At 70.4% G+C, this 22,676-nt stretch carries 17 protein-coding genes and 1 riboswitch; of the genes, 12 read left to right on the top strand and 5 right to left on the bottom strand.

Going from position 1 to position 22,676, the window contains the following annotated elements; all coding sequences use genetic code 11:
- Positions 1 to 42 precede the first annotated feature (42 nt).
- Positions 43 to 852, top strand: a complete 810-nt coding sequence (locus tag ACZ45Z_RS23730) for a S1 family peptidase (RefSeq protein ID WP_468365746.1) — start codon at positions 43 to 45, stop codon at positions 850 to 852.
- 114 nt (positions 853 to 966) lie between these two features.
- Here ACZ45Z_RS23730 and ACZ45Z_RS23725 read toward each other — a convergent pair whose 3' ends face one another.
- Positions 967 to 1,197 carry a DUF7455 domain-containing protein gene (locus tag ACZ45Z_RS23725; protein WP_401471325.1) on the bottom strand — a complete coding sequence of 77 codons (231 nt, stop codon included), beginning with the start codon at positions 1,195 to 1,197 and terminating at the stop codon, positions 967 to 969.
- A 440-nt stretch (positions 1,198 to 1,637) separates the two neighbouring features.
- Between ACZ45Z_RS23725 and ACZ45Z_RS23720 the strand changes: the two genes are divergently transcribed.
- The 6 genes from ACZ45Z_RS23720 to ACZ45Z_RS23695 all read left to right on the top strand — a co-directional run bounded on the left by ACZ45Z_RS23720 (position 1,638) and on the right by ACZ45Z_RS23695 (position 8,487).
- Positions 1,638 to 3,758: a DNA gyrase/topoisomerase IV subunit B gene (locus tag ACZ45Z_RS23720; protein WP_468365742.1), complete on the top strand. Its 2,121-nt coding sequence runs from the start codon at positions 1,638 to 1,640 to the stop codon at positions 3,756 to 3,758.
- A gap of 159 nt (positions 3,759 to 3,917) precedes the next feature.
- The gene (locus ACZ45Z_RS23715) at positions 3,918 to 4,406 is read left to right on the top strand and encodes a DUF1453 domain-containing protein (protein WP_468365740.1); all 489 of its coding nucleotides are present in this window, start codon (positions 3,918 to 3,920) and stop codon (positions 4,404 to 4,406) included.
- A gap of 31 nt (positions 4,407 to 4,437) precedes the next feature.
- A complete protein-coding gene (locus tag ACZ45Z_RS23710) occupies positions 4,438 to 5,604 on the top strand; it encodes a sensor histidine kinase (protein ID WP_468365737.1) in 1,167 nt (388 codons plus the stop codon).
- Positions 5,601 to 6,275, top strand: coding sequence for a response regulator (locus ACZ45Z_RS23705; RefSeq protein WP_468365734.1), 675 nt, complete (start codon positions 5,601 to 5,603; stop codon positions 6,273 to 6,275). The genes ACZ45Z_RS23710 and ACZ45Z_RS23705 overlap by 4 nt, the downstream gene beginning before the upstream one ends.
- 107 nt (positions 6,276 to 6,382) lie before the next feature.
- Complete coding sequence (locus ACZ45Z_RS23700) at positions 6,383 to 6,886, top strand: DUF485 domain-containing protein (RefSeq protein WP_468365731.1); 504 nt, start codon at positions 6,383 to 6,385, stop codon at positions 6,884 to 6,886.
- Entirely contained in the window at positions 6,883 to 8,487 is a 1,605-nt protein-coding gene (locus ACZ45Z_RS23695; RefSeq protein WP_468365729.1) for a solute symporter family protein, read from the top strand. The genes ACZ45Z_RS23700 and ACZ45Z_RS23695 overlap by 4 nt, the downstream gene beginning before the upstream one ends.
- A 163-nt stretch (positions 8,488 to 8,650) precedes the next feature.
- Here ACZ45Z_RS23695 and ACZ45Z_RS23690 read toward each other — a convergent pair whose 3' ends face one another.
- From ACZ45Z_RS23690 to ACZ45Z_RS23680, 3 genes are all read right to left on the bottom strand, one after another.
- Positions 8,651 to 9,325 (bottom strand): DUF7342 family protein, encoded by a 675-nt coding sequence (locus tag ACZ45Z_RS23690; RefSeq protein ID WP_468365727.1) that lies wholly within the window; start codon positions 9,323 to 9,325, stop codon positions 8,651 to 8,653.
- Positions 9,322 to 11,007, bottom strand: coding sequence for a sensor histidine kinase (locus tag ACZ45Z_RS23685; RefSeq protein WP_468365724.1), 1,686 nt, complete (start codon positions 11,005 to 11,007; stop codon positions 9,322 to 9,324). Before ACZ45Z_RS23685 ends, ACZ45Z_RS23690 begins: the two co-directional genes overlap by 4 nt.
- A gap of 983 nt (positions 11,008 to 11,990) precedes the next feature.
- A complete protein-coding gene (locus ACZ45Z_RS23680) occupies positions 11,991 to 13,001 on the bottom strand; it encodes a sucrase ferredoxin (protein WP_468365722.1) in 1,011 nt (336 codons plus the stop codon).
- Between the two features lie 341 nt (positions 13,002 to 13,342).
- Here ACZ45Z_RS23680 and ACZ45Z_RS23675 point away from each other — a divergent pair, with 341 nt between their 5' ends.
- Positions 13,343 to 14,569: a CobW family GTP-binding protein gene (locus ACZ45Z_RS23675; RefSeq protein ID WP_468365719.1), complete on the top strand. Its 1,227-nt coding sequence runs from the start codon at positions 13,343 to 13,345 to the stop codon at positions 14,567 to 14,569.
- Positions 14,570 to 14,597: 28 nt separating this feature from the next.
- Here ACZ45Z_RS23675 and ACZ45Z_RS23670 read toward each other — a convergent pair whose 3' ends face one another.
- Positions 14,598 to 17,045, bottom strand: a complete 2,448-nt coding sequence (locus ACZ45Z_RS23670; protein WP_468365717.1) for a DNA gyrase/topoisomerase IV subunit A — start codon at positions 17,043 to 17,045, stop codon at positions 14,598 to 14,600.
- A gap of 462 nt (positions 17,046 to 17,507) precedes the next feature.
- Between ACZ45Z_RS23670 and ACZ45Z_RS23665 the strand changes: the two genes are divergently transcribed.
- The 4 genes from ACZ45Z_RS23665 (at position 17,508) to ACZ45Z_RS23650 (ending at position 22,471) form a co-directional block, all read left to right on the top strand.
- A complete protein-coding gene (locus ACZ45Z_RS23665) occupies positions 17,508 to 18,893 on the top strand; it encodes a M16 family metallopeptidase (protein WP_468365954.1) in 1,386 nt (461 codons plus the stop codon).
- Positions 18,894 to 18,940: 47 nt separating this feature from the next.
- Positions 18,941 to 20,317, top strand: a complete 1,377-nt coding sequence (locus ACZ45Z_RS23660; RefSeq protein WP_468365714.1) for a M16 family metallopeptidase — start codon at positions 18,941 to 18,943, stop codon at positions 20,315 to 20,317.
- Between the two features lie 242 nt (positions 20,318 to 20,559).
- A riboswitch (cyclic di-AMP (ydaO/yuaA leader) is annotated at positions 20,560 to 20,716 on the top strand.
- Between the two features lie 12 nt (positions 20,717 to 20,728).
- Entirely contained in the window at positions 20,729 to 21,541 is an 813-nt protein-coding gene (locus tag ACZ45Z_RS23655) for a M23 family metallopeptidase (RefSeq protein WP_468365711.1), read from the top strand.
- Between the two features lie 240 nt (positions 21,542 to 21,781).
- Positions 21,782 to 22,471: a GntR family transcriptional regulator gene (locus ACZ45Z_RS23650; protein WP_468365709.1), complete on the top strand. Its 690-nt coding sequence runs from the start codon at positions 21,782 to 21,784 to the stop codon at positions 22,469 to 22,471.
- Positions 22,472 to 22,676: the final 205 nt, after the last annotated feature.

Below are 22,676 nucleotides of genomic sequence, written 5' to 3'. Positions count from 1 at the left end.
CACTCTGGGTGGGCGACCACTGTCCCAGAGTCAGGAGTCCGTATGCGTCCGCCCGCCCACGCAGTTCTCGGAGCCCTCGCGCTGGTCCTGGCCACGCCGTCAACGGCGGCAGCGGACGGTTCGGTGATCGGCGGCAAGCCCGTACGGGTCTCGCAGAGCCCCTGGGCGGTGGCACTCGCCTCCCGTGACCGCTTCGGCGCCCAGCGGTCCGGACAGTTCTGCGGGGGCGTCCTCGTGGGCCGCTCCACAGTCGTGACAGCCGCGCACTGCCTGAGCAAGGAAGTGCTGGGGGTGCCCTGGCGGCAGGTCAACGACCTGCGGATCGTGATCGGACGCGACGACCTCGCCCACAGCGGGGGGCAGGAGCTCAAGGCCGCGAAAGTGTGGGTGAACCCGCGCTATGACAGTTGGACCAACGAGGGGGACATGGCCGTCCTCACCCTGCGGGAGCCCGCCCGGAAGCAGCCGATCCGGCTGGCCGGGCCTGGCGACGCCGCCTACGGGCCCGGCGGCGCGGCCACGGTCTACGGCTGGGGAGACACGACGGGCGAGGGCGCGTACGCGACCCGGCTGCGGGCGGCCCACGTGAACGTCCTGAAGGACTCTGTGTGCGCCCACGCCTATCCGGGCAGCCCCGATGGCACGTACAAGGCCGACTCGATGCTCTGCGCCGGCGAGCCCCGCGGGGGCCGGGACGCCTGCCAGGGGGACAGCGGCGGGCCTTTGGTGGTGGACGGGCGGCTGGTGGGCCTGGTGTCGTGGGGGACCGGCTGCGGGCGGGCGGGAAACCCCGGCGTCTATACGCGGGCCTCGGAGCTCGTGCCGGCGGTATCGGAGCACGGGGCCGGGTGAGGAACGCATGTTTTCCGGGCGTACGAGTGCGGGCGGTCTCCCCGATGGTGCCGGGGAGACCGCCCGCCGCACGGCCCTAGGCCGCTACTCGCTCGTCGTGGATGCTGCGATGTGTCAGCGTTCCTCTTCGGTCGCAGACGCCGGAGGGGCGGTCAGCCGCTCCGTCTCGTCCTGTATTTCCGCGGCGATCTTCTTGAGTTCTGGCTCGAACTTACGACCGTGGTGGGCGCAGAAGAGCAGTTCTCCGCCGGACATCAGGACGACGCGCAGGTAGGCCTGGGCGCCGCAGCGGTCGCAGCGGTCAGCGGCCGTCAGCGGGCTCGCGGGTGTCAGAACAGTAGTCACGTCGCCTCTTCTCTAGCTCGACGAGCTGTCGTACCAGGGTCAACATCCAACCAGGCCGAAAACGTTCCCGCTCGTGCCTTTTCCTCGAAAAAACTTCTCCGAGGGGGCCGGGTGCTGCCGGGTGGCGGCGAATGAGCCGTATTGCTTGGTCTGATTCACGTTGGTTGGGGGTGCGTCCTCCCGGCTGGCTTGCCGGTTGTTGATGAGGACGTGCCCGGAGCCTAAATGGTTCATGCCTCGAAGGGAACGTGATGTGCACGTCACTACGACGTCACCCCATCGAGGGATCGAACGCACGAGCGAAATTCTACTACCATGGGCGTGCTTACGGGTGGCGTCACATCGGCTCTACCAGGCCTCGGTACCCTCTGACGGGCGACACCGCCACAACCGAGTCCGCGGAATGCGGACTGCCAGAAATTCAGCGAGGAGCGAACCGCGTGACCGCCGAGATGTCCGTGCCGTCCACCGCAGTGCTGACCGGGGCAGACCGGGACGGTTCCAACTACACCGCGCGGCATCTGCTCGTCCTCGAGGGGCTGGAGGCCGTTCGCAAGCGCCCCGGCATGTACATCGGATCCACGGACAGTCGCGGCCTGCTGCACTGCCTGTGGGAAATCATCGACAATTCCGTCGATGAGGCGCTCGGCGGCTACTGCGATCACATCGAGGTGATCCTCCACGACGACGGCTCGGTGGAGGTCCGCGACAACGGCCGCGGTATTCCCGTCGACGTCGAGCCGAAAACCGGCCTCAGCGGCGTCGAGGTCGTCATGACCAAGCTGCACGCCGGCGGAAAGTTCGGCGGCGGCTCCTATGCCGCCTCCGGCGGTCTGCACGGCGTCGGCGCCTCCGTCGTCAACGCCCTCTCCGCGCGCCTCGACGTCGAGGTGGACCGCAACAGCCGGACCCACTCGATCAGCTTCCGCCGCGGCGTCCCCGGCATCTTCACCGAATCGGGCCCCGACGCCCCCTTCGACCCGCGCAACGGCCTCCTCAAGGGCAAGCGCGTCCCCAAGACCAAGACCGGCACCCGCGTGCGCTACTGGGCGGACCGGCAGATCTTCCTCAAGGACGCCAAGCTCTCCCTCGAAACGCTCTACGCCCGCGCCCGCCAGACGGCCTTCCTCGTGCCGGGTCTGACCCTCGTCGTCCGTGACGAGCGCGGCATCGACGGCGCCGGCAAGTCTGAGGAGACCTTCCGCTACGACGGCGGCATCAGCGAATTCTGCGAGTACCTCGCCCAGGACAAGGGCGTCAGCGACGTCCTGCGGCTGACCGGCCAGGGCACCTTCAAGGAGACCGTGCCGGTCCTGGACGACCGTGGTCACATGACACCCACCGAAGTCACCCGCGAACTGGGCGTCGACATCGCCATGCGGTGGGGCACCGGCTACGACTCCACCGTGAAGTCGTTCGTGAACATCATCGCCACACCCAAGGGCGGCACCCACGTCGCCGGCTTCGAGCGCTCGGTCACCAAGACCGTCAACGAAGTGCTGCGGTCGAGCAAGCTGCTGCGCGTCGCCGAGGACGACGTCGTCAAGGACGACGCCATGGAGGGCCTCACCGCCGTCGTCACCGTGCGGCTCGCGGAGCCCCAGTTCGAGGGCCAGACCAAGGAGGTCCTCGGCACGTCCGCCGCTTCCCGGATCGTCGCCCAGGTCGTCAGCAAGGAACTCAAGGCGTACCTGACCTCCACCAAGCGGGACGCCAAGCAGCAGGCGCGCTCCGTCCTGGAGAAGATCGTCGCCGCGGCCCGTACGCGCATCGCCGCCCGCCAGCACAAGGAGGCCCAGCGCCGGAAGACCGCGCTGGAGACCTCCTCGCTGCCGGCCAAGCTCGCCGACTGCCGCAGCGACGACGTCGAGCGCAGCGAGCTGTTCATCGTCGAGGGCGACTCCGCGCTCGGCACCGCGAAACTCGCGCGCAACTCCGAATTCCAGGCGCTGCTGCCCATCCGCGGCAAGATCCTCAACGTCCAGAAGTCGTCGGTCTCGGACATGCTCAAGAACGCCGAGTGCGGCTCCATCATCCAGGTCATAGGAGCCGGATCCGGCCGGACGTTCGACATCGACACCGCCCGCTACGGCAAGGTCATCTTCCTCGCCGACGCCGACGTCGACGGCGCGCACATCCGCTGCCTGCTGCTGACCCTCTTCCAGCGCTACATGCGCCCGATGGTCGAACAGGGCCGGGTCTTCTCCGCCGTGCCCCCGCTGCACCGCGTCGAACTGACCAACCCCAAAAAGGGCCAGGACAAGTACATCTACACGTACTCCGACAGCGAACTGCGCCAGACGCTGCTCGAGCTCCAGCGCAAGAACGTCCGCTACAAGGACAGCATCCAGCGCTACAAGGGCCTGGGCGAGATGGACGCCGACCAGCTCGCCGAAACCACCATGGACCCGCGCCACCGCACCCTGCGACGGATCAACATCAGCGACCTCGAAGCGGCGGAGAAGGCCTTCGACCTCCTCATGGGCAACGAAGTCGCCCCCCGCAAGGAGTTCATCACCAACTCCGCCTCCACTCTGGACCGTTCGCGCATCGACACCTGAGCGGCTCCGCGAGCCTCACCGGGCGCCTCTCCACCCACGGGGGGAGAGGCGCCCGTCGTCATGTCCACCCCCTCCCCACCCTGGCTCCGATCCGGGTGGCGAGCCGGCTCCGTAGCGTCGGCGGTGTCGTCACAACTCGCCCCACGGAGGCTGAAGGACATGAGCGGCTCGCTCAACACTCTGGTGATCGTCGGTGTCGTCGCGATCGTGTTCATCCGGCAGTTCCAGGCACAGCGCCTCACCGCGGACAGCAAGACATGGTGGGCGGCGCCAGCCGTCCTCACCGTCATGGCCGTCAGGGAACCGGGAATCCTCGGTCCGACGCACCACACCGCCTCCGCCGTACTCCTCGCCGCGGAAGTCGTCGTCGGACTGGCCGCCGGCGCCGCCTGGGCCTGGACCACCCGGATGTGGACGGACGACGAAGGCGCGGTGTGGACCAAGGGCGGATGGGCCACCGCCGCCGCGTGGCTCGGCGGCCTCGTGCTGCGGCTCGGCCTCGCCGGCGTCTCCGCCGCCCTGGACGTCCACCAAGGCAGCCCCGCCATGATGCTCTCCCTCGCCGCCATGCTGCTGACCCGCACCGGCGTCACCACCTGGCGAGCCCAATCCCTACGTCCGACGTACCGTGTTCCTGTCGCCGGCTGAACCAGGTCACCGGCCGGGGGAAGGACCGTTTGTGCCGCCCAACCCCTGGACGAGCTGGCCGTCTCCGGAGGCGCTCTCCCGTGACGGCATCAGCGAGACCCGGCTGTGGATCGGGCGGGCAGTCCGCGTCCTGCTGCTGGCCGGAGTGCTGTGGGGCGCCCTCACGGAGCCGGTCTTCCGCGGTTGGGGACTGCTCGCCGGCGGCACCGGAATCATCCTGAGCGCGCTGGCCTTCAAAGGCTTCTTCCGCACCACTCTGCGACGCCGCCTGTGGCCGTCCATCGGCCTGTTGACGCTCCTGGAAGGCGGCGCGTACGCCTTCCACGCCTCGGGCGCGCGGATGCCGGCGATCGTCCTGTGGTGCGGCTGCGCCATCACCTGCATGGAACGCCTGCCCCTGGGAGTCGCGATTCCATGCTCCGCCGCCGCCCTCGGCGCGTACGCCGCGGTCGCCCACGACGACTTGATGACGACCCTGGCCACCACTGCGGGTCTGGGCCTGGCCGGATACGTCCTGCGGCTCGACGCGGAGGCGCGCGGCAACACCCAGCGGCTCCTCGCCCAGGAACGCGCCGCCCGCGAAGCGGAGGCCGAAACCGCGGCACTCGCCGAACGCGGGCGGATCGCCCGGGAGATCCACGACGTGCTCGCGCACAGCCTGAGCGCCCAACTGGTGCACCTGGAGGCGGCCCGGCTGCTGATCCGGGGCAGCACCGACCTCGAAGCCGACCGTGACCAGATCCTTCAACGGGTGGTGGCCTGTCGGGGGATGGCCCGCGACGGGCTCGAAGGCACCCGTGAGGCGCTGTCCGCGCTGCGCGGTGAGATGGCCCCCGTCGAGGACTTCCTGCGCCGGCTGACCACCGCTGAGGGCGCGCGCCTGGACGTGGTGGGGGAGAGCCGGCCCCTGGCGGCCGAAGCGGGCCTCGCCGTCCGCAGGGTGGCTCAGGAAGCGCTGACGAATGTCCGCAAGCACGCGCCGGGCGCGCGGGTGAGCGTGCGGCTGGAGTACACGGAGGGAGAAGTGGGACTCGTGGTGAGTGACTCGGGCGGGCGCGGCAAGGCCGGCGCGCTGGCGAAGAGCGGGTCCGGGTACGGTCTGCTCGGGATGCGGGAGCGCGCCGAACTCCTCGGCGGAACGCTGGAGTCCGGTCCCGCCCAGGAGGGTTTCGTGGTGCGGTTGCGGGTGCCCGCGTGACGGCGCGCGCGGTGGCACGCGTCGTGGTCGCCGACGACCAGACAGTGGTGCGTGAGGGAATCGTGATGCTGCTGGGACTGTTGCCGGGCATCGAGGTCGTCGGCTCCGCCGGTGATGGCGAGCAAGCGATCCGCCTGGTCGCCGAACTCGCGCCCGACGTCGTCCTCATGGACCTGCGGATGCCGCGCTGTGACGGCGTCGAGGCGACCCGCCACATCCGTACGGAGCACCCCGGCACTCAGATCGTGGTGCTGACGACCTACGCCGACGACGACTCCCTCTTCCCCGCCCTGCAGGCCGGTGCCCGCGGCTACCTGACCAAGGACGCGGACGGCGACGAGATCGTCCGCGCCATCGACGACGTCCTCTCCGGCGAGGCGGGGCTGTCCCCGAAGATCCAACGCAGACTGCTGGAACGCCTGGCGGAGCCCGTACGGACCCTCCCGGACGCCACGGCCGCGCCCCCGGACGGGCTGACCGCGCGCGAGGTGGAGGTGCTGCGACTCATCGCCGAGGGGAAGTCGAATCCGGAGATCGCGCGGACGCTGCATGTCTCCACGGCCACCGTGAAGACGCACATCAACAACCTCTTCGCCAAAGCGGGGCTGAGGGACCGGGCCCAGGCGATCCACTACGCGTACCGCAACGGTCTCGCACAGCCGCCCGGATAGTCCATCACCTTATGGAGTGAAGCATTCGGAATGAAGAGTCCCGGATCTTCCTTTCTGTCCATCCTTGGGGCACACGGTCAACAGGCCCGTGCAACAAGGAGTGTTCGGTGGACAAGCAGGACGGCTACGCGGCCGGTGAGTCAGGAGCCGTGCGGCTCGACGACCCCTGGTACGACGCTCTCGCCTCCGGTTGGGGCGAGTTGGACGACGCGGCGCACGAAAGGGGCGAGCCGGAGCGCACACAACCGCCTGCGCCCGTGCCCGTGCCCGCACCACGATCCGCGCCCCACGACGAGGTGTATCTGGCGGTCCAGCGCAGCCCCGCCTTCCAGGAAGTGCGCCGCCGCTACCGAAGCTTCGTGGTACCCGCCACGGCCCTCTTCCTCGCCTGGTACCTCGCCTACGTAATCGCCGCGACGGCAGCACCCGGCCTCATGGCGCATCGCGTCGCCGGCGCCCTCAACGTCGCGATGGTCGCCGGACTCGGCCAGTTCGCCACCACCTTCCTGCTCACCTGGGCCTACGCCCGGCACGCACGGCTGCGCCGGGACCGCGCCGCGCTCGACATCCGCTGGGAGACCCAGGAACTGACCGGAGGGAACATCCGTTGACCGGCCACCACCAGACCCTGGCGCTGGTCCTGTTCAGCGCGTTCATCGCCGTCACGCTCGCGATCACCACCTGGGTGAGCCGCCGCAGGCACGGCTCGGCCGAGGAGTTCTACGCGGGCGGCCGGCTCTTCTCCCCCATGGAGAACGGTTTCGCCATCGCGGGCGACTACATGTCCGCCGCGTCCTTCCTCGGCATCTCCGGGCTCATCGCCCTCTTCGGCTACGACGGCCTGCTGTACTCCGTCGGCTTCCTCGTCGCCTGGCTCGTCGTCCTCTTCCTCGTGGCCGAACTCGTCCGCAACTGCGGCAGATTCACCCTCGCCGACGTCGTCGCCTCACGAATGCGCGAGCGCCCCGTCCGCATCGCGGCCGGCGCCGCCTCCGTCACCGTCTCCGTCCTCTACCTGGTGGCTCAGATGGTCGGCGCCGGCAGCCTGGTCGCCCTCCTCCTCGGCGGCGCCGGCCCCCACGCCCGCACCTGGATGGTGATCGGCGTCGGCGCGCTGATGGTGATCTACGTCGCCTTCGGCGGCATGCGCGCCACGACCTGGATCCAGATCGTCAAAGCCGTCCTCCTCATGGGCGGCGCCGTCGCACTGACCGTTCTCGTACTGGCCCGGTTCCACGGCGACCTCAACACGCTGCTGAACACCGCCGCCGAACGCAGCGGCCACGGACGGGCCTTCCTCGCACCGGGCCTGAAGTACGGCGGCGGCTGGACGGCACGCCTGGACTTCATCAGCCTCGGCATCGCCCTCGTCCTGGGCACGGCCGGACTGCCGCACATCCTGTCCCGCTTCTACACCGTCCCCACCGCGCGATCCGCCCGCCGTTCCGTTGTCTGGTCCATCGGCCTGATCGGCGGCTTCTACCTGATGACCATCGTGCTGGGCTTCGGCGCGGCCGCGGTCCTCGGCAGTGATGCCGTACGCGCGTCCAACGCGGCCGGGAACACCGCGGTCCCACTGCTCGCCCTGGACCTGGGCGGCGGCGCCGGTTCGACCGGAGGAACGGTTCTGTTCGCCGTCGTGGCCGCGGTCGCGTTCGCCACCATCCTGGCCGTGGTCGCCGGCATCACACTCGCGTCGTCCGCCTCGGTGGCCCACGACCTCTACGCCTCTGTGCGGCGTCCGCGCGGCACCGCACAACAGGGACAGCGCGGTGAGGTGATGGTCGCGCGCGTCGCGGCTGTGGGCGTGGGCGCGGTCGCCATCGGCCTCGCGCTGCTCGCTCAGGACCTCAACGTCGCCTTCCTGGTGGGCCTCGCCTTCGCCGTCGCCGCATCGGCCAACCTGCCGGTCCTGCTCTACGCCCTGTTCTGGCGCCGCTTCACGACCCGGGGCGCGGTCTGGTCCGTCTACGGCGGTCTGATCCCCGCCATCACGCTCGTCCTCCTCTCGCCGGTCGTCTCCGGCAGCCCGGAGTCACTCTTCCCCGGCGTGGACTTCGCTCTCTTCCCGCTTCAGAACCCCGGAGTCGTCTCCATCCCGCTGGGCTTCCTGATGGGCTGGCTGGGCACGAGGCTCTCCCCGGAGTGCGCCGACCGAGCCCGACACGCCGAGACCGAGGTCCGGGCGCTTACGGGGGCGGGGGCGGTTTAGGGCGTGGGGACGTCGGGTGCGGAATGGGACGCGACTACGTCGATGTGTGTCTCGCTGGTGGGCGGGCACGGGGGCGCCCGCTCGGACGGTGCCCGTGGACGGTGCGGAGCCGAGCGTGGGCCGCGAGGTGAGCAGCGGCCAACCGGCCGCACGGGGCTGGGCCCTACACCCACTCGTAACGGTGCTCGGGGCGGCCGGTCTCGCCGTAGCGGAGACTGAGGCGGACCCTGCCGGTGCGCTCCAGCAGCTTGAGATAGCGCTGGGCGGTCTGCCGGCTCAGCCCCGCCTGGAGCGCGACGTCCTGGGCGGACAACGGCGTCTCCGCGGAGCGCAGCACCGAGCGCACGCGGTCAGCGGTGGCTGTGGAATGCCCCTTGGGCAACTCGGCGGGGCCGGCGTTGGCGGCCCCGAGTGCACCGAATATCCGGTCCACTTCGGACTGTTCCGCCTGACCGCCGCCTTCGAACGTACGGTGCAGGGCCGCATAACCCTCCAGCTTGGAGCGCAGGCCCGCGAAGGTGAACGGCTTGACCAGGTACTGCAGGGCGCCATGACGCATGGCGGCCTGTACGGTCGCGATGTCGCGGGCCGCCGTCACCATGATCACGTCGGTGAGCATGCCGCGCCTCCGCAGATCGGCCACCAGCTCGAGCCCCGTCTCATCCGGGAGGTAGTGATCCAGAAGGATCAGGTCCACGGGGTGGGTGTCGAGGGCGGCCAGGGCCTCGGCGGCGGTATGAGCCAGGCAGCGGACACGGAACCCCGCGATCTTCGCGACGTACGCCGCGTTGATCTCGGCCACTCGCACGTCGTCGTCCACGACCAGTACGTCGATCATCCGGCGGCCCCCGCTGTGTCGTCGGGACGATGAGCGTCCCCGGCGTCAGGGGAATACCCGGCGTCACGGGGAGCTCTTGGAGGCATGGTGGCGGAGGCGCCGCAGTGCGGGCCGCCACGGCGCGTCTCCTGCGGTCCGGTGAGTTCGTCTGCCAGTGCGTCGGGCACGGTGACGGTGAACACGGCGCCGCCACCGGGGCGCTCGCCGACCTCCGCGGTGCCTCCGTACCGCTCGGCGAGCCGGCGTACGAGTGCGAGGCCGATACCGCGCTGCCCATGGGCGGGCGGTTCCTTCGTCGTCCAGCCCTCGGTGAAGATCTCTCCCCGCCGAGCCTCGGGGACGCCCGGCCCGTTGTCACTGACGCGGATCACGGCGGTGCGTCCTTCGGCGCGGACTTCGACCTCCACCTGCGCGTCGCGGTCGCCGGCCGTGGCGTCCAGGGCATTGTCGACAAGGTTGCCGAGGACGGTGACGAGGCTGGGCGGATCGATCAGCCGGTCTGGCAGGTGGGAGTCGGCAGAGATGCTCAAGGAGACGCCGCGTTCGGTGGCGACGGTGGCCTTGCCGACCAGGAGGGCGGCCAGCAGGGGATCGTGGACCCGCTCGGTGACCTGTTCCGCAGTCGCGCGGTGCACGCCCACCGCCTGCGTCACAAACTCCGCGGCCTCCTCGTAGAGCCCGAGTTCCAGCAGGCCGAGGAGCGTGTGCAGCCGGTTGGCGTGCTCGTGGTCCTGTGCTCGGAGCGCGTCGATCAGGCCGCGGGTGCCGTCCAGCTCGCGGCCCAGCCGCTCCAGCTCGGTGCGATCCCGCAACGTGATCACTGCGCCGCCGTCATCGGTCGGCATGCGGTTCGCCACCAGGACGCGCTGCCCGCTGACCGCCAGCAGGTCCGCACCCGACACCCGGCCGGCGAGGACATCGCTCGTACGACCCGGCGGAAGCGTCGCCTCCAGAGGGCGGCCGGTGTCCTCGGATCGCAGGTCCAGCAGACGCTGAGCCTCATCGTTCATGAGACGGATCCGGCCGTGCTTGTCGAGTGCCAGGAAACCCTCCCGGATGCCGTGCAGCATTGCCTCGCGCTCGGTGAGCAGCGCGGAGATATCGGAGAAGGCGAGGTCGTGGGTACGGCGCTGGAGGCGACGGGAGACGAGATAGGCGGCCAGGACTCCCGCAGCGAGCGCTCCACCCGCGTAGGCGAGCAGCTCGGGCACGGTGGAGAGCAATCGATCCTGCACGCTCTCGTACGCGATGCCGACGGAAACGGCGCCGACGACCTTGCCGTCCTCATCACGCAGCGGCACCTTGCCGCGTGCCGAACGGCCGAGAGTCCCCTCATCGATCTGCATCACCTCCTGGCCGGCGAGCACGACGCTTGGATCGGTGGAGACATGGTGGCCGATCTCGTCCGGATCGGTGTGAGACCAGCGCACTCCTCGCTCATCCATGATCACTACGTACTCCGCTCCCGTGGCGACCCGAATCCGCTCCGCTTCGTTCTGCACCGGCCCGTTGCGCGTCGGGCGAGAGCCTTCAAGGGCGTCATCGAGACGCGGCTCGGCGGCGGTTGTCTGAGCGATGGCCAGCGCGCGGCGCATCGCCTGGTCATCGAGCTCGGCACTGAGCGGACGCAGAAACAACCCGGTCGCCAGCGCCGTGACACCAGTGGCGATGGCCAACTGCATCAGCAGGACCTGGGAGAAAACGCGACGCGGCCAGCCGAGGCGGGGACGAGCGAGCTGCAGCCGACGGGGGCTGCGCGAGCTTTCGCCCGGGGAGCGGCCCTGGCCGGGTAGCCGTGCTGAGCCGAGCTCGTCTGCTGTACGTGACCGGCTCGTGGCGGCATGGGACGGGGGCGTATCCCGGGAATACGGTGCCGACCCCGAGCGCCGCGCGGCACTCGGGCGCGGAGCCGATGCTTCCTTTTCGCCCATCGCACGAACAGTAAGCGGGACGACAGTCGGGTCGGTAATTCTTGGTGCTTCGACTTCGGAGGGTGGCGGAGGCGCAACTAGCCGCTGTGAGTGGCGCTGGCCGCCCGTGAAGATGGGGGCTTCCGGGCTTCAGGCTGTCTTCTTCTTTCCGCCGCGTCACGCGTGGTCTCGGATGTCCGCGGTTCTGCGCTCCCTCGGACGACTCCGGTTGTTCGTATGGCCTGCCGGACCGATCTCGGGCATAGCGCGGCCGTCGGCCTTCTGACCTGCGTCTTCGCCTCCGCACGCAGACGGAGATGTAGACGGGCAGGTGGCACCCGCGAGAGTTATCCACAGGGCTGTCGGACGCAAGCTGTCCGCGCTTAATCTCGCGAGTGTGAGTGCACCGTGACCGCAGGGAAAGAGCTGCGGGCCTGGTCTTCGGCGCGCGGTACTGAGCGTGCTCGGAAGGTGGGTGAGGGGGCGCGAATGTGCGGGGGTCGGTTATGTGGTCGGTGGGGGACCGGTGGGGCAAGGGGCGGGGCGCGGGAGGTCGCGGCGCCGGGTGCCGCAAGGTGGCGTTACAGGTGGTGGGGCCGATGTTCAGCCTGAGCGTCGGTCTGACGCTCGGACTGACGGTCGGGGCTGTGCTGGCCGGAAAGCGCGTAAGCCGAGAGCGAGGCAGAGGCGGGCAGAGATCGAAATTCCTCTGCGGGCCTCGGCGTAAGACCGATGACCGGGGGCGGTCTCCGGTTTCAGGGACGCCGGCGGGCGGAAGAAGGGGGACGGCCCGGGCCGGAGCCGTCCGGGAGCGCGGTGATCGACGTGACCGCCATACGAGCCGGTGGACCGAGCGGCGCACCACAGCTAGCGGGCGCCGGAGCACTGTCGGACCGTTGCTCCACCGCGACCCGCCAGCGGCGGCCGTCGGCATGGGCGACGCAAAGGACCCAGGCGGGGAGGCTAGCGGTCAGCGGCCCGCCCGCGGTCGCCGAGCTGTCGCGCCGCATCGGTTCGGCCCGCACCGCGTCGGTCCGTACGATGTCGAGTGCGTCCGCCCGCTCCTCACGGATCAGCTCGCGGACAGCGAGGTCGGCGGCCTGCGCCGGTCGGTCCCAGGTCGAGCGGCCGCGGCAGTGGTCGATCGCGATCCGTCCGTGGCGCGCCGCCTCCACGGCGTCCTTGACGAGATGAGCGGAGGCCCGTCCGTAGGCGTAGCCGTAGGGGAGGACGAAGAGGGTGGGGGAGAAGCGGTGACCACCGATGTGGGTGACCTCCCAGGTCTCCGTTCCACTGGTGGCGAGCTCGGCGGCCAGGGGCCTTCCGAGGAGAGCGCAGCAGCGGTCCCGCTTGCCGTTGGTGCAGACGAGGACCAGCGGCTCACCGGTGTACGGCTCCCACACGCCTCTGTGTTCGCCGCCGCCCAGAGCGGCGAAGTCCAGGCCGAGAGCGGTGCGGGGGTCCGTCGTGGTGATCGTCCGGATCCAGGAGCGGCCGGGCGCGGTGTGGGCGAGGAAAAGGCGGCGCCTGGGGGCGCTGTGACAGTCGGCGTGGCGTCCAGGCCGGCGGATCAGGGCGACGCGTACGTCCGTACCGTCTGTCGCGGCCTCCAGTGCCCGCCCGATGTCAGGGTCGAGGTGGCTGTCCGTCAGCGCTTGGGCCCCCCAGGGTCCTGTCTGCTCGATCAGCAGCCAGGTCCGGGCAGTGGCCGCGGTACCGGCCAAAGCTTCGGCCGCTTCGCGGGAAGCGGTAGCGCATGTACTCACAAAGGTGAGCCTAACTCGGCGCGTCCGACATCGACGCCCGGGAGGCAGACCAGGGCTTCCGCTCAGCGTCCGAAGGGCCGACAGCGCGACGCTCGGTGACGGGAGCGACAGCGTTCACCGCAGGCGCTGACGCCATCCGCTATCAGGGCGTGACAGTCGCCAGAGAGGGCCTTCCCCGTAGCCCACCTGGGTCTCCCCACGAGTGGGGTGAGCCCAGCGTCGGCCGGAGAGTGAGGGCCCGCACCCGGCGCCTGGCACCTGCGCCTACGGGCCCGTTACGATCGGTAGCTCGTTCGCCGGCGGTCCGCGCGGCTCGCCGCCCGCACCATGGAGGCGCTCCCTTGGCCACGCAGCAGATCCCGGTCGTCGTGCTCGCGGGCTTCTTGGGGTCGGGCAAGACCACGCTTCTCAACCACTTGCTCAGCGCCGGCCACGGCACGCGCATCGGCGCGATCGTCAACGACTTCGGCAGCATCGAGATCGATGCCATGACTGTCGCCGGGCAGGTCGACTCGATGGTCTCGTTGGGCAACGGATGCCTGTGCTGTGCGGTCGACACCAGCGAACTCGATACCTACCTGGAGCGGCTCGCCCGCCCGGCGGCCCGCATCGATGTGATCGTCATCGAAGCCAGCGGCCTGGCCGAGCCGCAGGAGCTCATCCGGATGATTCTCGCCAGCGAGAACGACCGGATCGTCTACGGCGGGCTCGTCGAAGTTGTGGACGCGGCCGAGTTCGGAGCCACCCGCGCCCGTCATCCGGAACTGGACAGGCATGTGGCTATCGCTGACCTGGTGGTCCTCAACAAGGCCGACCGTATCGGGGAGGCGGCACGCCAGGAGCTGAGGGAAATCCTCGCCGATCTTGCTCCTGGCCGGCCGGTGGTGTGCACGGCGTATGGGCGGATCGACCCGGAGCTCTTCTTCGACCGTGGGGCGGGGGAGGACCTCGATGCGACCGTGCGGCAGCTCTCCTTCGAAGACCTGCTTCGGGAGGCCGCCGCCAGCCGCGACGCCGGCGCGGCGGGCCCGGTCGGCGGTGGCCATGGGGACGAGAGCGCCCAACCGGGCGGCTCGGCCTGCGCGGGCGGTCCTGTTGGCCCTTGTGATCCGGCCCATCACCCTGATGACTGCCACGAGTCCGGCCCCTGCGACCACGCCGACCACACGGACCACCTGCACGCCGCCTATCAGAGCGTCGAGTTCAGCTCCTCCGAGCCGATGAACCCACGTCGACTTATGGACTTTCTCGACAGCCGGCCCGCCGGTCTCTACCGCATCAAGGGCTTCGTCCACTTCGACGTCCCGGGCAGCCGGCAGAAGTTCACCGTTCACGCCGTCGGCGACTTCCTGCGCTTCTACCCCTCGCCCTGGGGCCGGGACGAGGAGCGCAGCACGCAGTTGGTCCTCATCGGCAGCGGTATCGACGCCTCGGCCCTGCGCAAGGAGCTGTCAGGCTGCCGCGAAGCGCTCCCCGAGGTCGCCGCCGGCTCCGGAAAGGCGGAACGCCCCACAGCCGAACACAGCATGTGGGGCGTCCTGCGCTACGTGGCCTCCCGCGAGGAGTGACCCCGGGGGGAGGCGCGGCGGCAGCCGGTTAGACCGGCCCCGCCAGCGCTGCGACCGGCTTCGCCAGCGGCACGCCGGATCCGTCCCGTCGCGGGTCCACCTCGGGCAGCGTCACCGGAGCTCCCTTGGCGTCCGCCGCCCGCACCGGTGCGGGCCCGGCCCAGGCCAGCGTCAGGCAGTCCTCGCCCTTGAGGAACCGCTGGCAGCGCACACCGCCGGTCGCCCGGCCCTTGCGCGGATACTGGTCGAACGGGGTGAGCTTGGCCGTCGCCACCGAGTCGTCCAGAGTGCCGTGCGAGCCGGCGACGGTGAAGACCATGGCGTCGGCGGCCGGATCGACCGCCGAGAAGAAGATCACCTTCGTGCCCTCGCCCAGCTTGATGCCCGTCATGCCGCCCGCCGGCCGGCCCTGCGGCCGTACCTGCGCGGCCGGGTAGCGCAGCAGTTGGGCCTCGTCGGTGATGAAGACCAGGTCTTCGTCGCCGGTGCGCAGCTCGGCCGCGCCCACGATGCGGTCACCGTCCCTGAGGGTGATGACCTCCAACTCGTCCTTGTTGGCCGGGTAGTCGGGCACCACCCGCTTCACGACTCCCTGTTGCGTGCCGATCGCCAGGCCCGGCGAGGACTCGTCCAGTGTCGTCAGGCAGATCAGCGTCTCGCCGTCCCCCAGCGTCAGGAACTCGGAGATCTGCGCGCCGCCGGAGAGGCTGGGGGCCGCCGCGGTGTCCGGGAGCTGCGGCAGGTCGATCACCGCGATCCGCAGCAGCCGGCCCAGGGAGGTCACCGCGCCCACCTCGCCGCGGGTCGTCGCCGGCACCGCGGAGACGATCACGTCGTGCTTGACGCGCTTGGCGTCGGTGTCGAACGGCACCTCGCCGGTGGCCGTACGCGCCAGCAGGCCCGTGGAGGACAGCAGCACCCGGCACGGGTCGTCGGAGACCTCCAGCGGCACCGAGGCGAGGGAGGTGCCCGCCGACTCCAGCAGCACCGTGCGCCGTTCCGTGCCGTACTTCTTCGCGACGGCGGCCAGCTCCCCGGAGACGAGCTTGCGCAGCTCCGTGTCCGACTCCAGGATCCGGGTCAGCTCCTCGATCTCCGAGCGCAGCCGGTCACGCTCCGACTCCAGCTCGATACGGTCGAACTTGGTCAGGCGGCGCAGCGGGGTGTCGAGGATGTACTGCGTCTGGATGTCGCTCAGGGAGAAGCGTTCGATCAGCCGCTCCTTGGCCTGCGCGCTGTTCTCGCTGGAGCGGATCAGCCGGATGACCTCGTCGATGTCAACGAGGGCCGTCAGCAGCCCCTCGACCAGGTGGAGACGGTCGCGCCGCTTGCCGCGGCGGAACTCGCTGCGCCGGCGCACCACGTTGAAGCGGTGGTCGACGTAGACCTCCAGGAGTTCCTTCAGGCCCAGCGTCAGCGGCTGGCCGTCCACCAGCGCGACGTTGTTGATACCGAAGGACTCCTCCATCGGCGTGAGCTTGTAGAGCTGCTCCAGGACGGCTTCGGGGTTGAAGCCGTTCTTGATCTCGATCACCAGCCGCAGGCCGTGTTCGCGGTCGGTGAGGTCCTTGACGTCCGCGATGCCCTGCAGCCGCTTCGCGCCGACCAGGTCCTTGATCTTGGAGATGACCTTCTCCGGGCCCACGGTGAAGGGGAGTTCGGTGACGACCAGGCCCTTGCGGCGGGCGGTGACGTTCTCCACCGCGACGGTCGCGCGGATCTTGAACGTGCCGCGCCCCTTCTCGTACGCGTCCCGTACGCCGCCCAGGCCCACGATGCGCCCGCCGGTCGGCAGGTCCGGGCCCGGCACGAAGCGCATCAGCGTTTCGAGGTCGGCGTTGGGGTGCTTGATCAGGTGGCGGGCGGCGGCGATCACCTCGCCGAGGTTGTGCGGCGGCATGTTCGTCGCCATGCCGACCGCGATACCGGAGGCGCCGTTGACGAGGAGATTCGGATACGCGGCGGGCAGGGCGACCGGCTCCTGCTCCTGGCCGTCGTAGTTCGGGGTGAAGTCGACGGTGTCCTCGTCGATGGACTCCGTCATCAGGGACGTCGCGGACGCCATCCGGCACTCGGTGTACCGCATCGCCGCGGGCGGGTCGTCGTTGCCGAGCGAGCCGAAGTTGCCGTGGCCGTCCACCAGCGGCAGCCGCATCGAGAACGGCTGCGCCATGCGCACCAGCGCGTCGTAGATCGACGCGTCGCCGTGCGGGTGGAGCTTGCCCATGACCTCGCCCACGACGCGGGCGCACTTGACGTAGCCACGCTCGGGCCGCAGGCCCATTTCGTTCATTTGGTACAGGATGCGGCGGTGCACGGGCTTGAGGCCGTCGCGGGCGTCCGGCAGGGCGCGGGAGTAGATGACCGAATACGCGTACTCGAGGAAGGAACCCTGCATCTCGTCGACGACGTCGATGTCGAGGATCCTCTCCTCGAAGTCGTCCGGCGGCGGGGTCTTCGTGCTGCGGCGGGCCATCGCGGCTGCGGCTCCTTCTGCTGCGTCTACTGCCGATGTGTGATCAAGCAGATGTGGGATCACGCCGGGGCTGGACCAACTGGCGTGATCGGCCGGTTGATCGACCGGCCTGATCAGCCGGTGTACCACCCGGCGTGGTCAACCGATGTGATCAGCCGGTGGCATCGACCGGTGAGTCTGCCCGAGTCTGACGCCCACCATTGTGGACCGCCCCACTGACAACGCCGACCGCGACTCCCCCTTCGACCGCGCCGCGACCGTGCGCGGCCGCCGCCCGCGACCGCGCATGCTCTTCACAGGCGAGCGCGCGCACCCCTCTTACGCGACGACGCGCACCCCTCTTGAGCGACGATGCGCGGCCCTCTTACGGGGCGGCTCGATCGGGAACTTCGCCAGATGCCGACGCGCTTGCATACAGTGACAGAACTTCCTCGCAAGCGGATCGAAGGGACGTACATGCCCATGGGTCACACGGCCACAGAACAAGCCGGCTCCGGCGGCCTGACAGCGACCGAACACCGGCTGGCCAATGGCCTGCGCGTGGTGCTCTCCGAAGACCACCTGACCCCCGTCGCCGCGGTCTGCCTGTGGTACGACGTCGGTTCCCGCCACGAGGTCAAGGGCCGTACGGGCCTGGCTCACCTCTTCGAGCACCTGATGTTCCAGGGTTCCGCCCAGGTCAAGGGCAACGGCCACTTCGAGCTCGTCCAGGGCGCCGGCGGCTCGCTGAACGGCACCACGAGCTTCGAGCGCACCAACTACTTCGAGACCATGCCGGCCCATGAGCTGGAGCTCGCGCTCTGGCTGGAGGCGGACCGGATGGGCTCGCTGCTCACCGCGCTCGACGACGAGTCCCTGGAGAACCAGCGTGACGTCGTCAAGAACGAGCGCCGCCAGCGCTACGACAACGTGCCCTACGGCACGGCCTTCGAGCGGCTGACGGCCATGGCCTACCCGGAGGGCCACCCCTACCACCACACCCCCATCGGGTCGATGGCCGATCTGGACGCGGCTTCCTTGGAGGACGCGCGGGCGTTCTTCCGTACGTACTACGCGCCCAACAACGCCGTCCTGTCGATCGTCGGGGACATCGACGCCGAGCAGACGCTGGCCTGGGTGGAGAAGTACTTCGGGTCGATCCCCTCGCACGACGGCAAGCAGCCGCCGCGCGACGGGTCGCTGCCCGAGATCATCGGCGGCGAGCTGCGCGAGGTCGTCGAGGAGGACGTCCCCTCGCGCGCCCTGATGGCGGCCTACCGGCTGCCGCACGACGGCACCCGTGAGGCGGACGCCGCGGATCTGGCGCTGACCGTCCTGGGCGGCGGCGAGTCCTCGCGCCTCTACAACCGTCTGGTACGCCGCGACCGCAGCGCCGTCGCGGCCGGTTTCGGCCTGCTGCGGCTGGCCGGCGCGCCGTCGCTCGGCTGGCTGGACGTCAAGACGTCCGGCGGCGTCGAGGTCCCGGACATCGAGCGGGCGGTCGACGAGGAACTGGCCCGCTTCGCCGCCGAGGGGCCCACCCCGGAGGAGATGGAGCGCGCGCAGGCCCAGTTGGAGCGCGAGTGGCTGGACCGCCTGGCGACGGTCAGCGGCCGCGCCGACGAACTGTGCCGCTTCGCCGTCCTGTTCGGCGATCCGCAGCTCGCGCTGAGCGCCGTCCAGCGCGTCCTGGAGATCACCCCGCAGGAGGTGCAGGCCGTGGCCAAGGCGCGGCTGCGCCCCGACAACCGCGCGGTGCTCGTCTACGAGCCGACCGAGGCCACCGATCCGTCCCAGTCGTCCGAGGCTGCCGAGCCGGCTGAGTCCGCCGCGTCCGCCGGCATCAAGGAAGAGGAGGCGGCCCAGTGAGCGATGCCACGACCCGCGCAGAGTCCGCCACGAGCAACGGTTCGGTCATGAGCAGCATGGAATTCCACCCGCGCCCCCAGGGCGGCGCCCCCAAGCCGTGGGCCTTCCCGGCCCCCGACCGCAGCCAACTGGCCAACGGGCTCACCCTCCTGACCAGCCATCGCCCCGGCCAGCAGGTCGTCGCCGTCGAGATCAACCTCGTCGCTCCCCTGGAGGCCGAGCCGGCGGGCCTGGACGGCGTCGCCACGATCATGGCGCGCGCCCTGTCCGAGGGCACCGGAAAGCATGACGCCGAGGAGTTCGCCGCCGAGCTGGAGCGCTGCGGCGCCACCTTGGACGCGCACGCCGACCACCCCGGCCTGCGCGTCTCTCTGGAGGTGCCGGCGTCCCGGCTGGCCCGCGCGCTGGGCCTGCTCGCCGACGCGCTGCGCACCCCCGCCTTCCCCGACAGCGAGGTCGAGCGGCTGGTGCGCAACCGCCTCGACGAGATCCCGCACGAGCTCGCCAACCCCGCCCGGCGCGCCGCGATGGCCCTGTCCAAGGAGCTGTTCCCGGCCACCTCCCGCATGTCCCGGCCCCGCCAGGGCACGGAGGAGACCGTCCAGCGCATCGACGCGGCGGCCGTCCGCGCCTTCTACGACGCCCATGTGCGCCCGGCGACGGCCACCGCCGTCATCGTCGGCGACTTCACCGGCGTCGACCTGGACGCGGCGCTCGCCGACACCCTCGGCGCGTGGACGGGCTCCACCGCCGAGCCGGTGAAGGCCACGCCGATCACCGCCGACGACACCGGCCGGGTGGTGATCGTCGACCGCCCCGGCGCGGTCCAGACGCAACTGCTCATCGGCCGCATCGGCGCCGACCGGCACGACCGCGTCTGGCCGGCGCAGGTGCTCGGCACGTACTGCCTGGGCGGGACGCTCACCTCCCGCCTGGACCGCGTGCTGCGCGAGGAGAAGGGCTACACCTACGGGGTGCGCGCCTTCGGGCAGGTGCTGCGCTCGACCCCCGACGGCAGCGGTGCCGCGATGCTCGCCATCAGCGGCTCGGTGGACACCGCCTCCACCGGCCCGGCGCTGGAGGACCTGTGGCAGGTGCTGCGCACCCTGGCGGCCGAGGGGCTCACGGACGCCGAGCGTGACGTCGCCGTGCAGAACCTCGTCGGCGTCGCGCCGCTGAAGTACGAGACCGCGGCGGCCGTCGCGGGCACGCTCGCCGACCAGGTGGAGCAGCACCTCCCGGACGACTTCCAGGCGCAGTTGTACGCCCGGCTGGTCGAGACCGGCACGGTCGAGGCGACCGCGGCGGCGGTCAGCGCCTTCCCCGTGGACCGGCTGGTGACGGTCCTGGTGGGCGACGCGGCACAGATCGCCGAGCCCGTCAAGGCGCTGGGTATCGGCGAAGTGACGGTCGTCGGCGGCTGACTCGCCGAGGCGGTGCGCGGGCGGCTCGGCCGCCCTCCTGAACCGCTGGTCATAGTGTGACAAAAGGGATCCCGTGGCGTTCGCGCGCCACGGGATCCCCTTTATGTCCGGATTGCTGTGGATGGTTGCGTGGTGCCCCTGTGGCGTGCGGCACAAAGAGCCGGTTCTGTTTGCCGATTGAAAGATGTCCCGTTTAGCGTCAGTCCGGCTGTTCGTCAGAAGTACGCCGCAACCGCGGCACCGGGCAGTCATCGCCGAGTCCCCGTACGGCGCGAGCCAGGGGAGCCGGGGACCCACACGTCCCTTGGGGTGAATCGGGCCTCTCTTTGGAGGAGCCCGTAGGAGACCTTCCTGCTCCGAACCCGTCAGCTAACCCGGTAGGCGAGAAGGAAGGAAAGGACAAGCCAGCACATGGCGTTCACCCGTGCCACCGGGAAGCATCGTCGTGCGAGCCGCACCGCTCGCGCGACCCGCAACATCGCCGGCATAGCCACCCTCGCCGCCACCGGCGTCGTCGCCTCCGTCGCCTCGCCGGCGCTGGCCGCCACGGACGAGGCGCGCATCAGCGACACCGGCCTGCGACAGGCCGTCGTGCTCGGTGACGAGCTCGCCAACCGCATCGAGGCGCAGGCCGACGCGCAGCAGGCCGCCGCCGAAGCCGCCGCCGCGAAGGCGAAGGCCGAGGCCGAGGCCAGGCAGCTCGCCGAGCAGGCCAAGCAGCGCGCCGAGGAGGCCAAGAAGAAGGCCGAGGCCAGGGCCAAGGCCGAGCGTGAGGCCAAGGAGCGGGCCGCCCGCGAGGCCGAGCGCAAGCGCCTCAACGCCTTCGCCTCCCCGATCGAGGGCTCCTACGTCTCCACCGCCTACAAGGCGTCGAGCGGCCTGTGGTCCTCCGGCAGCCACACCGGCATCGACTTCCACGCCGCCTCCGGCACGTCCGTCCGCGCCGTCGGCGCGGGCACCGTGGTCGAGGCCGGCTGGGGCGGCGCGTACGGCAACAACGTCGTGATCAAGATGAACGACGGTACGTACACGCAGTACGGCCACCTGTCGTCCCTCGGCGTCTCGGTCGGCCAGACCGTCACCCCGGGCCAGCAGGTCGGCCTGTCCGGCGCCACCGGCAACGTCACCGGCCCGCACCTGCACTTCGAGGCCCGCACCGGCCCGGACTACGGCTCGGACATCGACCCGGTCGCGTACCTGCGCGGGCACGGCGTCAACGTCTGACCCACCGCTTTCCCCGAAGCCCCGGCCCACCCGGCCGGGGCTTCGGCGTTTCCCGGCCGGAGCCCGACCGGCGAAGCCCGCACCATGAGGGGTTTGCCCTCACCCTCCCGCGTACGCCGTTGGCCAAAAAATATCCATGAATACCCGGTCCCTGTCGGAAAAGCCGTCCCGGTCGAATAGAGTCACGGAAAAGTCGCCGATCGGCGGCGTTTCCAGGGGATTACGGCGGAGGCACGGACAATGCGAGGCCATATTTCCGCGCATGCGGTGTGCACGGCGATTCGCGACGACATTGTCTCCGGTGCGCTCGCGCCGGGGAGCCGGCTGATCGAGGACATCCTGGCGGCCCGCTACGGCGTCTCCAGGGTGCCGGTGCGCGAGGCGCTGCGCACCTTGCAGTCGGAGGGGTTCGTCACCACGCGCCACCACGCGGGCGCCTGCGTCGCCGAACCGACCGAGCAGGAAGCCGCCGATCTCCTCGACATCCGCGCCCTGTTGGAGCCGCTGGGCGCCGCCCGCGCGGCGACCCGCCGCAGCGCGGCCCACCTCAAGGTGCTGCGCGGCCTCGTACGGCTCGGGCGCGAGCGGGCCCGCCACGGCCACCCGGCCGACCTGCGCCAACTGGACGGCTGGTTCCACGAAACGCTCGCCCAGGCGGCCGGCAGCCCCAGCCTCACGGCGCTGCTCACCCAACTGCGGCGGAAGATCGAGTGGATGTACGTCGTCGAACTCCCGGCCCGTGTCGCCGAGTCGTGGGAGGAACACGGCGCGGTGCTCGACGCCGTGGCCAGGGGTGACGCGGACCGGGCCCGCGCCCTGATGGCCGCTCACATCGAACGCGCCCTGCCGGTCCACCGGCTGCGGCGGCCCGCCGGGACCCAGGTGAGCGTTTCGAAACAGCCCGTCAACACCGCGCGCGTCCGGCATTAACAATCGCCCCGTATACAAAGAAGGGCTCGGCAGGGTTCGGGTGGAGGGGCGGCATGGTCCGCCGCTATTCGACCCGGTGCCGTCTCGCCATGCGGGGTAATTCGCCATTCCGCGCGGGAGAGGGATATTGGGCGGGCCGCCTATTCGGCTTTCCCGCCGACCCCGCCCGCCCGACGTTCCGCCGTGCGCGCTTCGACTTTGACGC

Source organism: Streptomyces sp. NPDC031210 (assembly GCF_055570395.1).
This window is presented reverse-complemented; position numbering and strand designations above follow the sequence as displayed.

Coding starts and splice junctions, on each gene's coding strand:
- ACZ45Z_RS23730 (WP_468365746.1), top strand. CDS start 43: ATGCGTCCGCCCGCCCACGCAGTTCTCGGAGCCCTCGCGCTGGTCCTG.
- ACZ45Z_RS23715 (WP_468365740.1), top strand. CDS start 3,918: ATGAGCGGCTCGCTCAACACTCTGGTGATCGTCGGTGTCGTCGCGATC.
- ACZ45Z_RS23690 (WP_468365727.1), bottom strand. CDS start 9,325: ATGATCGACGTACTGGTCGTGGACGACGACGTGCGAGTGGCCGAGATC.
- ACZ45Z_RS23685 (WP_468365724.1), bottom strand. CDS start 11,007: ATGCAGTTGGCCATCGCCACTGGTGTCACGGCGCTGGCGACCGGGTTG.
- ACZ45Z_RS23670 (WP_468365717.1), bottom strand. CDS start 17,045: ATGGCCCGCCGCAGCACGAAGACCCCGCCGCCGGACGACTTCGAGGAG.
- ACZ45Z_RS23665 (WP_468365954.1), top strand. CDS start 17,508: ATGGGTCACACGGCCACAGAACAAGCCGGCTCCGGCGGCCTGACAGCG.
- ACZ45Z_RS23660 (WP_468365714.1), top strand. CDS start 18,941: ATGAGCAGCATGGAATTCCACCCGCGCCCCCAGGGCGGCGCCCCCAAG.
- ACZ45Z_RS23655 (WP_468365711.1), top strand. CDS start 20,729: ATGGCGTTCACCCGTGCCACCGGGAAGCATCGTCGTGCGAGCCGCACC.
- ACZ45Z_RS23650 (WP_468365709.1), top strand. CDS start 21,782: ATGCGAGGCCATATTTCCGCGCATGCGGTGTGCACGGCGATTCGCGAC.